We start from the raw sequence: 14647 nt of genomic DNA on the forward strand, positions 1-14647 counted from the left end.
ATTGTATCATATAATTAACGTATTACAAATTGATTGTCTTTTGCAATTTGTAAAAGTTGATCTGATATCTCTTTAAGTCTTTCTTGGGTAAATGTTTTATCTTTAGGGGTCAAGGCAAATCGGTAAGTCACGGATCTTTTGCCCACTTCTAAATTACCACCTCGGAATTCATCATGCACCCATACTTCGTCTAATTCAGGAATTTTTGAGTTTTTTACAAGTTCGGCATAGGTTTCAGTTGCAAATGATTGATCAATCACAATGGAAATATCTAATTGACCTTGCGGAAAAAGTGATGGCGCGACAAAAAAATTGATCTTTGAAGAATCGGATATACCCTTCGCTAAAGCACTGATATCCAGTCTTCCCATAACTGGACGCTTTCTTAAATATTTAATATCCGCTATTCGATTGTGTAAGATTCCCATCTCTCCAATCTCAACCCCATCAACGATCAACATCAAAGAAGCATGAGGATGAAAATAAACTTTAGATTTTTCAATCCATGAATAATTTCTTACACCGATTCCGATTAACAGATTCTCCAAATGTGATCTTAGTGTAATAAATTGTTCTTGGAGATTCAGTCTCTCATCTTCAGATTTGGTGCTTGAACCAGAAGTTCTTATGCTACCCATCGAAAGAAAAGCAAGCCAGCGATCTTCCTTAGGCAAGCCGTCTTTATCTCGATTGCTATTGTCATATGTTCTTCCAATCTCAAACAGCCCAAAACTTTCGAAGCGATCTTGATTGAACACAGCTGACTTTAAAATGGACGGGTAGATCGATGTCCTAAGTACAGATTGTTCGGCTGGCATCTCATTCGCTAGCATTACAATATGCTTATTTTCGTAGGCTTGATTTGCCGACTCTCCGTGTGTCTGATTATCTATTTCGAAATTTGCATCTTCCAATGAAGCAAAACTATAATTGAAGACTTCATGAAATGCTAAATTTAATGCAAAAATTGTTTTTAATCTTTTTTCTAGATCGCGAATTGGATTGGGGATCGGTGTCTCAAGATTGAGAGCAAGAGGAACAGTTGCAATATTCGCATAACCAATGGTTCGTCCAATTTCTTCCACCAAATCTTCTGGTAAAGTAACATCATAATTATGTCTGTATCTTGGAACAACAACAGAGATCTTCTCATCCTTTAAAATTTCAACTTCGAATCCTAGTCGATGTAAAATATCAAGAACAGCATTAGTTTCAATGTCTTTACCTAGTTTTCTTCTTAAGAAACCAATATCTGTGTTGATGATAACTTTCTTCTCTTCTGTGTTATTGAATCCTTGCGGAATTCCGACTACTAGATCTGGATTGCCATTCTCTCGCAATAGTTGAATAGCTCGATTGATAACCGGCAGACAAGTAAAACTATCAAGACCCTTTTCATATCTTACCGCTGCGTCTGATCGGATTCCTGTTTTCTTAATTGATCGCCTAACATCTTCTCGTTTAAACACCGCCGATTCTAGCACTAAACCTTCAGTGCTCTCAAATACTGCAGATTCCATTCCACCCATGACACCTGCAATAGCTACAGGATTGCCACCAGACCTTATCAATAAAACATCGGGAGTTAAAACTGGTTCTGATTCATCCAATAAGAGAAATTTTTCGTTTTCTTTTGCGAAGCTTACATCAATTGCCCGATCGGATAATTTAGCTCTATCGAAAAAATGAGTTGGCTGACCACATTCTAACATTAAATAGTTGGATACATCTACCACATTGGATATAGATTTGATTCCACATTTAATCAGGCGAGATCTAAATTTGGTAATGGACGCCTGAATTTTAACTTTGCCAATGGGAACAGCAAAGTATGCATGAGCTGTATCAGATTTATTGACAGCTATGCGATCATTCTCATCTTGCAATACACTCTTATCCAACTCACCATTCCAAGCCAATGGATTGAACTTGAGAGGTCTTCCATATTGAGCCGCAATCTCTCTTGCAAAACCAAAATGACTCCATAGATCCGGACGATGTGTAATGGATTTATTATCTATGTCTATTATAATGTCTTGAAATCCAAGTTGTTCACGAATGGATTTTCCAAGCTCAAATTTTTGCGAAGCGTTTTTCTGAGCTATATCGGATGATTTACTGCTGCTTGAATCAACTGACGCATTAGTTCCCGAATTCAGTATCAATACACCAGAATCATCATCGCTGATTCCTAACTCTTTTGCTGAGCACAACATCCCAGAACTCATAACACCACGGAGCTCTGATGCGATGATTTTCTTATCACCCAATAAGGTACCCGGTAAAGCTAGAGGGACAACATCACCTAAAGATACATTAGTTGCAGCTGTAACAATCTGAATCTTTGATTTAGAATCACTAACTTGCAATATACGAAGTTTGTCTGCTTGTGGATGATCTGCGATTTCTTCTATTCTAACTGGAACGATTGATTCGAGATGAGGGAGAAATTCGACTGCCTCTTCTGTTTCGCAAATTGATGCATTGATCTTAACAATTATTTCTTCAAGACTTAGATCTTCTAGATCCACGAATTCCTTAATCCAATCAAGTGATAATTTCAAAATATTCTCCCACAGAGTAATGGAAAGTTGCGTGAGTTGTTAAGTCAATCGGATTTATGCGATTTTAGAAACTTCATAACTTCATCAAAAGGCATAGGCTTCGCATAATAGAAACCCTGAATTATATCCACATCCATATCGCTGAGCAGACTGCATTGTTCAGAAGTTTCTGCTCCTTCTGCGACCACCTTCAATCCAAGATTGTGACCGAGACTTGTAACCGCACGAACGATCGCTTTACTATCTTCATTTGTTTCCAAATCCTGAATAAAACTTTTGTCGATTTTTACAGTTTGAACTGGTAATTTTTTCAAATAACCGAGCGAGGAATAACCACTTCCAAAATCATCAATTGTAATAGAAATTCCTAATGCACGAACTTTATCTAAGATCTCAATTGCTTGGGTAACGTTTTCCATCAAAGCACTTTCTGTAATTTCAATCTCCAAATTTCTTGCTGCAATCTGATTGATATTCATATATTTTTCTAGATTGGAAAGTAGAGATTCATGCTTGAATTGTTTGGTTGAAAGATTTAAGCTAACTTGAAAGTCACGGCTGACTAAATTTTTTATTTCCGAGAATTGATGAATTGATTCCTCCATCACCCACTCGCCGATTGGTACGATAAGTCCGGTCTCCTCAGCGATCGGAATAAAATCATTCGGTGAGACCATTCCCCTTTCCGGGTGTCTCCATCGAATCAAAGCTTCCATTCCACAATAAGATCCGTCCACTATTCGAAATTTTGGCTGATAATACAGTTCAAACTGTCTCAGAGTGATCGCTAGCCTGAGATTGTTTTCAATTTCCAATCTTTCTTTAACAAGTATCTGAAGGGATTGAGTAAAATATCCGTAGGTATTTTTACCTACTTTTTTAACTTGGTGAAGCGCGTTATCGGCATTTTTCAATAAAGACTCAGGATCTGTTCCATCTTGAGGAAAAATTGCGATTCCCATACTAACGCTTGTAAATGCAGAATATTTTTCGATTTGAATTGGTTTGGCTAGAGCTGATTGAATAGACTCACAAACGATCGCTGCATCCGCTTCATTATCAAGATCAGGAAGAGCAATCATATACTCATCGCCACCTTCTCGAGAGACTAGATCAAAATTGCGTATGGAACCCTTGATTATATCTGCAACAGCTTTAAGAAATAAATCACCGAAATTATGCCCAAAAGACTCATTCAAATATTTGAAATTATCTATATCTAATGCAATAACTCCAACTTTATTGTCATGTCGAAGAGCTTCATCTAACATTACTTCTACTTTTTCTATAAAGAATTTTTTTCTAGGAAGTCCTGTTAGTTCATCATAATATGCCATATAAGATATCCGATCTTCGGCATTTTTTCTCTCCGAGATATCACGAAAGCCGACAGCAAGTCCATAGCCTTCTATCGGAATTGGAGTTGCCATTACTTCTAACCAAACTGTATCTGATTCTCTTTGAAGTCCAAATTCCAATCCTTTAAGACTTTCTTTTTTCTTCAAAGCTTGTAATAATGTAAAATTTCTAGGTAATATTGTTGACCCGTTAGGTGATACAACAGGCCATCTTCTATGATTCAAAGATCTTTTTAATTTTTTTCCTGCAGGAATTTCGAATATCTGTCTAGCCGTTTCATTGGTTTCTAATATATGTCCCGAGCTATCTGTAATCGCGATGCCCATGGGAAGATTCTCGAATACGTTTTTGTATTTTACTTGTTGATGGAAAAACTCTTTTTCAATTTCTTTTTGGATTGTGATATTTTGATAAATACCTACGACTTTTTTTTCATTGGGAGTTGAAATGATCGCCCAGGAAAACCATAAATATTTTCCATTCTTAGATCGAATCCGATTCTCAAAATTTGTAATCAGATTCTTAGCATTTATATGTTCGAAAGCAATTTTTGTATTAGATATATCCTCATCGTGAACAAATTCATTTATGTTATAGGAAGTCAGTTCGCTTGATTCGTAGTCAATAATCTGATTAAAATCGTCTCCGGACCATAAAATAGTTCCGATTGAATCGAATATGACGAAGTTCTGATTATCACCGCTTTTTTCAGTGATATTCTTAATTGCATCACTTAGTACAGAATCTATATTGAACTTCCTAATATCCATAAAATGCCATCTTCCTTGACAGCTGTTTTCGAGCCTTTATTTTTTCGCTAATTCCACAGTTTTGCCACATAGAATTTAAGCAAGAAATTATTGATTATTTATCATTTAATCGCTTTCCCGAAACGAAGATTTGCAATTAGCATTCAATTAATTGTAAAAATCCCAGATAGAACATAAATTATTAAATTCCAAAAATATTGTAACGAATTCACAAAAATATCTATACAATTTTTGTGAATTTTTCTTATCTTGTTTGATTATGATTAACATAATTTCAAACCGAAACCGTACATTTGCAATTGCTATTATAGTAATTTTCGCAAGTATCTTACTTCCAGGATGTAATATTCATTTCATCCGAGAATTACCACCGATTGATCAATCAATTACTATTAATAAGAAAATTGCAACTGTTGGATTCTATCCTTTCCGATACACAACTTCTGTTTCCGGACAAACAAAAACCACAACTGCATTGTTAAATTATAATCACCCAACAACTAAGCTTGTACAAATTGGGAAACGATTAGATGAATACCCAGCTCGCGGACTTAACACTCGAGTACCGCCAGACAAAGTTAAGGCTTTTGTTTTGGACTATTTAACGAAAGTTAAAAGATCTGGAGCGCAAGAAATAGAAAAATTGGTAGAAATCAAAGGTGAAGGGGATAAAGCTACATTTCATCTAAAGAATCGTGACGTTGATTATTATATTTTAGGAATTCATGGTCCGCCATTTGATGAAGATGGTAAAATTGGAAATCTAGGAAGACTTCTGCTAACTGGACATCTATTTTTATTTACACTAGGAACTTCTCCAATCTGGACTACGAAGGCCGCCGATACTGATATAAAAATTTACGATAAAGACTTAAACTTGGTAGCAGAGAGAAATTATAAAAACCGTTACAATTTACTCGCTGCTTGGTGGGGAAACTCAGAAGAAGGTTCTCTAAATGAAGAATCTTCTAGTTTTAAACCGAAACTTTACGAGCCGGATCTAGTAGATTTTTATAACGAACTACCAGCTATTCTTGCTTCAAAAAAATAATTGATGAACTAGCTCGAATAAGTCGAGATAGAGAAAAGTATTTTATTACTCTTTTTGGAATTTACTCAAAATTTGGAGAATCTGTTCTCCAAACTTATCTATCTTTGCATCACCCATTCCTTTAATTGATGCTAATTCATCCAGATCCTTTGGCATATCTTCTGCAATTCTTTTTAAGACGGGATTTTGCAATACCATGAACTTTTTCCAACGCAATTTTCTTGCTTGCGCATCTCGAAAAGATTTCAATTGACGAAGAATCAATGTATTCGTTGTTACTGAACGATTGACTGATTCGGATGGTTGGCTTTTGATTCTTTTTGTAGGTGGACTCGAAGCTAAATAAATCTTTGGATATTTATCACCTTTCTGTGCAAAAAGTTTTTTTTCTAAACCATCTTCGAGAAGACGAACGATCGAAGACTCAGGAATATGTGATAGAGTTCCATATTGAGGATAGCGTTCTAATTTTTTCCTAAGAACGTCCTTTGAACGACTTCCTTTGAGCATGGCGGCAACTGATGTCTTGCCGTATTTTCCGTCCAAAGTACGAACTGTATCCAGAACTATTTTTTCTTCTTCTTCACTGAAGACATGTGATCTTTTCTTGAGACGAACTGTTTCTTTTTTTTCTTCTCTTTCGAGATATGCATTTCTACCTAGATGATTCTTTTCACAATTATCGCATATTCCACACGGCTTCACGTCTTCACCAAAGTATTTACATAAGAAAACTTGCCTGCAATCTTCTGATTTACCGAATTCACGAATGGTTCCTAGCAGTGAATCTCCCTTTTTTCGATTCGCTTCCTTCGATAGTATAAAACTCTGTATTGCGAGATCCGCATTATGATAGAATAGAATACATTCTGAACGGTCACCATCCCGACCGGCACGTCCTGCTTCTTGATAATAAGATTCCAAAGAAGCTGGAACTTGATAATGAAGCACCATACGCACATCGGGATGATCGATACCCATCCCGAATGCATTCGTTGCTATCAAAATTTTTACCTTCCCCGAAGCATAGGCGTTATGCGTCCTTTCGCGAATTCCTTCCGTTCTACCTGCATGGTATTTACCAACGGAAAATTTTCTTAGATTTAGATTATTGTACAAATCGTCCACCTGCGCCCTTGTCGCACAGTAAATGATGACTCTTCCTTTCGGATTGCGCGATCTCCAAGGCTCCAAATATTTGAGGAGAATCTCTTCTTTATCTGAAGCTCGTTCTGGATATTCAATACGAAATCGAAGATTCGGTCGAAAGAAACTTTGTTGAATTCTCAAAGCAGCCTTCATGCCAAGACTCCTTACGATGTCTTCACCGACTTTCGGTGTGGCTGTAGCTGTCAATGCCGCTATGGGAAAATTGGACTTAGGATGAGATTCCCGGAGTTTCGCAAGCATTCTATATTCAGGTCGAAAATCATGCCCCCATTGCGAAACACAATGTGCCTCATCGACTACTAGAAAATTCACATCCATTTTATAAAATATTCGTAAAAAACTCTCAGATAGAGCTCGCTCTGGTGATACAAAAAGCAAACGGATTTTACCTTGGACAGCAAGGCTAAGAGTTTTCATCTGAGTCAGCTCGTCTTGACTTGAGTTGCAAGTCTCTGCGGATATTCCTTTTGCCCGTAATGAATCTGTCTGATCTTTCATGAGCGCAATCAATGGAGAGATAACAACTGTTATCCCTTTTTCTTTCATGATTGAGACAAATTGATAGATTAATGATTTACCAGCTCCGGTCGGAAGCAATGTAAAGACATCCTTACCCTCTAATAGAGCCTCAATCGAATCTTTTTGACCAGGACGGAAATTATCAAAACCAAAATATTTTTGAAGAGTATGTTCAAGCATTCAGAATCAAAAGAATAATCCCTTTTTCTTGCTACGAGAATTCGTTGCCTTCAATCCGAGAACTCCTAGAAGACCTCTAGTTACTTCTCGAATAACAATTTTACCTGCAGCAGATTCGGTCACCTTTTCAAAAGTAGACTTCTCTTCTTTCGTGGAAGTTCGACCCCTTGTTCCTGTGGTTGAGTTCGTTTTATTCTGGTTCTTGGTTCCGGACTCTTTCTGTTGAAGCTCTTCTTGTTCTTCTTTTAAAGCTTCAATTTTTGCAGATAGAATTTCATGGGCACTTTGATTATCAATTGTTACATTGTATTTATCAGCAATTTTTGATACCGATACCAAAGAATTCAATTCTTGAGGATTAAGAATATCCATCCTGGACTGTGGTGCGACAAGCAAGGTCATCGCAAGCGGAGTAGGACTGCCCTTCTCATTTAGAACTGTAATCAGAGCTTCACCCATTCCAAGATTGGTAAGAGCTTCTTCTGTATCATAATATTCTGATATTGGATAATTTTGTGCCGTGAGTTTGATCTCTTTTCGATCTTTAGCAGTGAACGCACGCAATGAATGTTGCACTTTCATTCCCAATTGTCCTAAGATTGAATCTGGCACATCTCCTGGACTTTGTGTACAGAAGAATACTCCGATACCTTTTGATCTTACCAGCTTAATGATTGTCTCGAGTTGATTCAATAGCGCTTTGGAGGATTCATTAAAAATCAAATGCGCTTCATCAATAAATACAACTAGCTTGGGTTTCGGCAAGTCGCCAACTTCTGGGAATATAGAATAAATTTCTGCAAGTAGGCATAGCATAAAAGTTGAAAATAGTTTTGGCTTATCTTGAATGTCCGTTAGACGAAGAATAGAAACAATTCCTGACCCATTGGAATCGGTTCGAACTAAATCATTAACATCAAAGGAAGGCTCTCCAAAAAAACTATCTGCTCCTTGGTGTTCAAGTTCGACAATTTTTCTGAGGATCGTTGATGTAGAAGCCGTTGAAATTTTGCCATACAAAGATTCGATTTCTTCTTTTCCTTCTTCAGTGGAATACTGCAAAACTTTCTTAATATCTTTGAGATCCAGTAGAGGCCAATTATTATCATCACAGTATTTGAAAAGAACAGTCATCACGCCGGCTTGCGTCTCATTCAAATCAAGAATTTTGGAAAAAAGGATTGGTCCGAATTCCGAAACTGTCGCTCGAAGTTTTGCTCCAGGCTCACCGGATAGACTCAAGAATTCAACAGGAGTTGCTTTGGATACAAAAGGTACTCCAATTTTTTTGTGACGGTCGGCAATTTTCTCGTTGTCTTCGCCAGGTTTCGCTATACCACTCAAATCTCCTTTCATGTCCATAACAAGACAAGATACTCCAGCATGTGACAATCGCTCGGTTATAATTTGAAGTGTTTTTGTTTTACCAGTTCCTGTTGCACCCGCAATCAATCCGTGTCGATTAAAAGTTTTAAGGGGAGCTTGGACAAAGCATTTGGGAATTGGATTGCCTTCGAAAATTCCCGTTCCAAGTAGAATTGTTTCTCCTTTTGCTTCATAGCCTGCTTCAATGGATTTGATAAATGATGATTTTCTGTCTGACATGAAATGATTCGCTCCTGTACAATCTCAATTGTCAAGGAGACTTTTTAGTAAAAAAGCCTTGATTCGAATGTCTAATTCGAGTACCTTCACTATTTGGAGAAATAAATTGAAACAGATTCTAATCATCACCCTAATTCTTTTTCTCAGCCCTAGTTGGCTATTCTCACAAGAGAGATACGGACTCATAATTGGTACGAATTATAAAGGCAATACTGGCAAAATTCCAGAATTGGATCTTTGCGAACGAGACGCTGAATATTTGAAGAAACAAATTGACAAAGTGGGCAAATTCAAAGAGATCCGAGTTCTTTTAGGTAGGCAAGTCACTAAGGAAAATGTTCAAAAAGAGTTTCAAGCCTTAGCAAACAAAGTAAAAAAGGATGACACTGTATTCTTATATTTTTCTGGGCATGGTACAACTCAGCGAGATGCGAAAGCTCCCAATGGATTGAGAAATCTTTTGATCTGCTATGATCGGCCGCATATCTCTGATGACGAATTGAATAACTATTTAGAAAAAATCAAATCTCCGAAAACTTTATTTGTCCTAGACTGTTGTTACTCAGGTGGTATTGCAAAGAAAGGTTTGAGTACTAGAGGAGCCGCAGCAATTCCTATTCCTGAAGGTTCGGATGGTATAGTAAAACAAAATGCAGAAGATTACTATTTCCAAAATAAAGCAGTCATCTCTTCATCAGATGATAATGAAACTTCCATTGAAGTGGGTGGTTCAATCAATCACGGAGTTTTCACATATAACTTTGGTCGAGCTCTTGAGTCGGCAGACCTCAATGGTGATAAAGTCGTAACTGCCTTGGAAGCTTTCTTTGTTTCGAAGCAAGAAACTACAAAGATGGCGAAGAGATTCAATCATGACCAGAACCCACAGATTTCTGGAAATGCATCTGGAGTATTCTTGTCTGGACAACCTGCACCTGTCGTTCCAGCAACGCCCGTCAAGCCACCAACTAACATTGCCCAGCCTCTCCCACCACCGGTTTCGCCTCCAGCGCCAATTGCAACTATTCCACCGGTAGCGACTCCTGTTACGCCACCTACAGTGGTAACACCTGTTGAGCCCCCAGCTCCTCCTGTAAAAAATAAAGGGGACATTTTGATTAAGACTACGATTGTTCGAGCAAAAGAACTATCGTCTAACAAAGGTCAGAATCCTTATGATCTCTTGAAAAGACAAGGACTCCCTTCAAATTCCAAGAATAAGGACGGGTCTAAGGAATCCAGTCTTCGAAATATTAAAGTAACCATTGATGGAGAAGAATATCCTTCCCAAGTAATGGCTGTTAAATCACCAATTTGGGGCGCGAGCACATTGAACGGTAAATTGGTTCCTGGAGAAGTTTACCATATTCGTGTCAAAAATATAGCGACTGGAATTCATCAAGTGAAAGTGGAAGCAGATGAATATCCGCAATTTGAGACAGCGGTTGGTGTTCTACCCAATCAAGATAACATTGTAGATGTAACATCTTCTATAACTGGTTACGGAGCAATCGAAGGAAGAGTGTTCTACAAGACATTGGATAATCCCGTTTCAAGTCAGCCAATTTATATGCCGACCATTGTATCCACAAGAGGCGTACAAAAGGTATCAACAGATAAAGATGGTAAATTTTGGTTTACAAATCTTAAGCCAGGAACTTATGAAATTCGCGCAAGCTTCGCTGAAGAGATGAAACTAGAAAATTCTATGATCGTTGTTAAGCCAGGTGAAGTAACAAAAGTGGATATCATTTTGAATGTGAAATTGAAAAGCACCAAAACAAAATACTAGAATAGAATAGTATTTGAACGATAACTCCAAACTTGCTGCAAAAACAGCAATCATTACTATTTTTTCCAATATCCTCTTAGCGCTTGCTAAGGGGATAACTGGCTACTTTGGGAATTCATTCGCTCTAATTGCTGATGCAATTGAATCAACAACCGATGTATTCACAAGCATCGCAGTTCTTGTCGGAATTCGATACGCAAGCAAACCTCCTGATGACAATCATCCTTATGGACATGGTAAAGCAGAACCACTCGTTACATTCCTAATAGTAGGATTTCTTATAGCATCTGCAGTTCTTATCATTGTTGAAGGAATTGAAAATATTTCGAATCCAGGGCCAACTCCTGAGCCGTACACTTTGTATGTTCTTCTTGGAGTCATTGTCATCAAGGAAGGATTCTATCGATTCATCCATAAACGAAGCAAAATTACAAAAAGCTCATCTCTTGAGGCAGACGCATGGCATAGTCGATCAGATGCAATCACCTCATTAGCCGCTTTTATCGGAATATCTTTTTCTATAATTATGGGTGAAGGATACGAAGTCGCAGATGATATAGCTGCTTTGTTTGCAGGTGGATTTATTCTTTATAACGCTTTTCTTATTTTTCGTCCTGCTCTGGGCGAGGTTATGGACGAGGACACTCACCATGAGCTTGCGGAAAATATTCGAAAGATCGCGCATAGTATAGATGGCATCATCAATACAGAAAAGTGCTGGATTCGTAAAGCAGGTATGAGTTATAATATAGACATTCAGATTCGAGTTGATGCAAAAATTACTGTTCAAGAAGGTCATACCATTGCTCATAATTTCAAAGATAAATTGCAATTAACTCATCCGGAGATCATTAGTGCACATATACATGTTGAACCTTGGGAGAATTCATGAAATCATTTAGACTCATTATAATATTCGCAATTTTTACTGCGATTTATCTTTTTTACAATTTCTTAGATTTAATCACAGATTATTTATGGTTTGATTCGCTTGGTCTTTTATCCGTTTTTGAACTTCGATTGAAATACCAGATCTTCATTTGGATAGGCGTTTTTGTAGCGTTCACAAGTATCCTCTATCTCAATTTCACTTTGACTCTTCGCCTAACAAGATTTGTTCCAACAGCATATTTTCGCTTGCCTGGTTCTGAAGCAGGCAATCTATCTGGAATTGTTTACCTTACTCATAAAATCCTAAAATGGATTGCATTTGCTTCCAGTGCCTTCTTAGGTTATATTTCCGCAAGCTTCGCAAAAGATAATTGGGAATTGATTCTTCGATACATCAATCAGAAATCTTTCGGAGTCGTTGACCCAGTTTTTTCCCAAGATATTGGTTTTTATTTTTTTAGTTATCCGTTCTGGAACTCAATTCTTGGATGGCTTGAAGGACTTGTAGTTCTCTGCTTAATCACTTGTCTTAGTTTCTATTTTCTTCGAATGGGACTCAATGCTTTCTCATCCCATCTTCGTGGATTATTTCATGGACCAATTAAAATACAAATATCCTTTCTACTCGCAGCTCTCACTTTCCTTATAGCCTTTGAATTTTATTTGGATCGTTATTCACTATTGTGGTCCTCAACGGGAGTTGTTTACGGAGCTGGATTTACAGACTTACATACAAGGCTTTATAGCTACTGGTTTATGAGTATATTCACAATTGCTCTTGGTGGATTTGTCATTTATTCTTTTTTCCTCAAGGGAGCAAAGCTTCTTGCATTGATTGCCGCTGTATTTCTTGCAACCTCACTTCTTACTCAAGGAATTATACCAGGAGTATTTCAAAAGTTTATTGTTGAGCCAAATGAATTGGTCAAAGAAACTCCTTATATAAAAAACAACATCGAATACACAAGACTTGCTTATGATCTAAACGAGATTGATGTCCGAGAATACGGCGGAACAGCTGAGCTCGACAACAATAAGATCAATGCGAATCTATCAACAATTCATAATATTCGGCTATGGGACTGGGAACCTTTACTTAGCACTTACCGACAACTTCAAGAGATTCGTCTCTACTATAGATTCAATGATGTGGATGTAGATCGCTATATTGTAGATGGCGAATATAGACAAATGATGATGTCCATTCGAGAATTTGAATATAGGCAAGTTCCAGAGCGAGCACAAACTTGGGTCAATCAGAGATTGCGTTACACGCATGGTTATGGTCTAGTTGCATCGCCCGTAAACCAAGTAACAGAAGAGGGATTACCTGATCTATTTATTAAGGACATCCCCCCCAATCAACTTTCAGGAATGGAGATCACAAGACCTGAGATCTATTATGGTGAGCTTACTCGGGATTATATTTTTACTAATACCGAGAGCAAAGAGTTCGATTATCCAATTGGTGACAAAAACCAAGATAGTGTCTACCAAGGTGATGGCGGAATTCTAATGAATTCATTCATCAAAAGAATGATCTATGCATTGGCTTTTCAAAATTTTAGAATCCAAATATCCAATTATTTCAATGATGAATCGAGAGTTCACTATCATCGCAATATTCTCGAACGTGTCAAAAAAATCGCCCCTTTTCTTCGATACGACCGAGACCCTTATCCTGTAATCGCTGACGGTAGAATCTATTGGATCATCGATGCATATGTCTTAGAGACAAATTTTCCCTATTCGGAACCATTTGACCGAAGCGGTTTTAATTATATTCGAAACCCAATAAAAGTAGTTATCGATGCCTATAATGGGAAAGTGCAATTTGTAAATGTTGAACCAAATGAACCGGTGATAGAAACTTACAATGCAATATTTCCCGATTTATTCACAGATATAGATTCAGTTCCCGAAAGTATACGAAATCATTTTCGCTATCCTGTCGATCTTTTCAAAGTTCAAGCACAGATGTATCTAGCGTATCATATGATTGAACCAACAGTTTTTTATAATCGTGAAGATATGTGGAGATTTCCAACTGAAAAAGTTGCAGGCATCGAAAAGCCAGTTGATCCATATTATATGATCATGAAACTTCCTGAAGAGAAAAAGGAAGAATTCCTTCTTATACTCCCATTTACACCAGTTAACAAAAGCAATATGGTTGCATGGATGGCAACTGGCAATGATAAAGAAAAGTATGGAAAAACTCGAGTCTATAAATTTCCGAAACAAGAATTGATATACGGTCCCATGCAGATCGAATCTCGAATCGATCAGAATCCCATTATTTCCGAACAGATCACACTCTGGAGCCAGCAGGGTTCAGAAGTAATTCGAGGAAATCTATTGGTTATACCTATTGAGAATTCACTCTTATATGTTGAGCCTTTATATCTAAGAGCAAAGACCGGGCAAATGCCAGAACTTAAGCGAGTCATTCTTGCATACAAAAATGATATAGTGATGGAGAACACGATAGAAGCTGGATTAAGAACCATTTTTCGAGGAATAAGACTGGATTCAACCTCGCAATCGTCAACACCTTCTACCTCAACAACATTAGAATCCTCTAATGAGAAAATTAGAAAACTTGGTATACTTGCAGATGAAGTCTTACGTAAATCCGAAACAGCTATAAAATCAGGAGATTGGAAAAGTTATGGCGAGTACCAAGAAGAGCTCAAGCAAGTAATTCAGGAATTGAATAGGGCGATCACAGCAAGTAATAAATAAA

8 protein-coding genes are annotated in these 14647 nt (G+C 37.4%); 4 read left to right on the forward strand and 4 right to left on the reverse strand.

The features are described 5' to 3' along the window. Window positions 1-14: 14 nt before the first annotated feature. Window positions 15-2564 carry a phenylalanine--tRNA ligase subunit beta gene (pheT, locus tag O4O04_RS16125; protein ID WP_272532811.1) on the reverse strand — a complete coding sequence of 850 codons (2550 nt, stop codon included), beginning with the start codon at window positions 2562-2564 and terminating at the stop codon, window positions 15-17. A 44-nt stretch (window positions 2565-2608) separates the two neighbouring features. Further along, window positions 2609-4693, reverse strand: coding sequence for a sensor domain-containing protein (locus O4O04_RS16130; protein ID WP_272532812.1), 2085 nt, complete (start codon window positions 4691-4693; stop codon window positions 2609-2611). Window positions 4694-4952: 259 nt separating this feature from the next. Between O4O04_RS16130 and O4O04_RS16135 the strand changes: the two genes are divergently transcribed. Next, window positions 4953-5744 carry an Lp29 family lipoprotein gene (locus tag O4O04_RS16135; protein ID WP_272532813.1) on the forward strand — a complete coding sequence of 264 codons (792 nt, stop codon included), beginning with the start codon at window positions 4953-4955 and terminating at the stop codon, window positions 5742-5744. A 45-nt stretch (window positions 5745-5789) separates the two neighbouring features. On the opposite strand, the gene O4O04_RS16140 is transcribed toward O4O04_RS16135, so the two are convergent. Further along, on the reverse strand, window positions 5790-7613 hold the full coding sequence (locus O4O04_RS16140) for a RecQ family ATP-dependent DNA helicase (RefSeq protein WP_272532814.1): 1824 nt from the start codon (window positions 7611-7613) through the stop codon (window positions 5790-5792). Between the two features lie 6 nt (window positions 7614-7619). Next, the gene (locus tag O4O04_RS16145) at window positions 7620-9218 is read right to left on the reverse strand and encodes a helicase HerA-like domain-containing protein (protein ID WP_272532815.1); all 1599 of its coding nucleotides are present in this window, start codon (window positions 9216-9218) and stop codon (window positions 7620-7622) included. 67 nt (window positions 9219-9285) lie between these two features. Between O4O04_RS16145 and O4O04_RS16150 the strand changes: the two genes are divergently transcribed. From O4O04_RS16150 to O4O04_RS16160, 3 genes are read left to right on the forward strand one after another with little or no spacing between them, the layout of a single operon-like run. Next, window positions 9286-11010 carry a caspase family protein gene (locus O4O04_RS16150; protein ID WP_272532816.1) on the forward strand — a complete coding sequence of 575 codons (1725 nt, stop codon included), beginning with the start codon at window positions 9286-9288 and terminating at the stop codon, window positions 11008-11010. A 13-nt stretch (window positions 11011-11023) separates the two neighbouring features. After that, window positions 11024-11902 (forward strand): cation diffusion facilitator family transporter, encoded by an 879-nt coding sequence (locus O4O04_RS16155; RefSeq protein ID WP_272532817.1) that lies wholly within the window; start codon window positions 11024-11026, stop codon window positions 11900-11902. Further along, on the forward strand, window positions 11899-14646 hold the full coding sequence (locus O4O04_RS16160) for a UPF0182 family membrane protein (protein WP_272532818.1): 2748 nt from the start codon (window positions 11899-11901) through the stop codon (window positions 14644-14646). The genes O4O04_RS16155 and O4O04_RS16160 overlap by 4 nt, the downstream gene beginning before the upstream one ends. Window position 14647: the final 1 nt, after the last annotated feature.

The organism is Leptospira sp. GIMC2001 (assembly GCF_028462125.1).
GTDB lineage: Bacteria > Spirochaetota > Leptospiria > Leptospirales > Leptospiraceae.

Excerpts from the sequence above, each read along its gene's own strand:
- O4O04_RS16140 (WP_272532814.1), bottom strand. The coding sequence starts at position 7,613 with ATGCTTGAACATACTCTTCAAAAATATTTTGGTTTTGATAATTTCCGT.
- O4O04_RS16130 (WP_272532812.1), bottom strand. The coding sequence starts at position 4,693 with ATGGATATTAGGAAGTTCAATATAGATTCTGTACTAAGTGATGCAATT.
- O4O04_RS16145 (WP_272532815.1), bottom strand. The coding sequence starts at position 9,218 with ATGTCAGACAGAAAATCATCATTTATCAAATCCATTGAAGCAGGCTAT.
- O4O04_RS16135 (WP_272532813.1), top strand. The coding sequence starts at position 4,953 with ATGATTAACATAATTTCAAACCGAAACCGTACATTTGCAATTGCTATT.
- O4O04_RS16160 (WP_272532818.1), top strand. The coding sequence starts at position 11,899 with ATGAAATCATTTAGACTCATTATAATATTCGCAATTTTTACTGCGATT.
- O4O04_RS16150 (WP_272532816.1), top strand. The coding sequence starts at position 9,286 with ATGTCTAATTCGAGTACCTTCACTATTTGGAGAAATAAATTGAAACAG.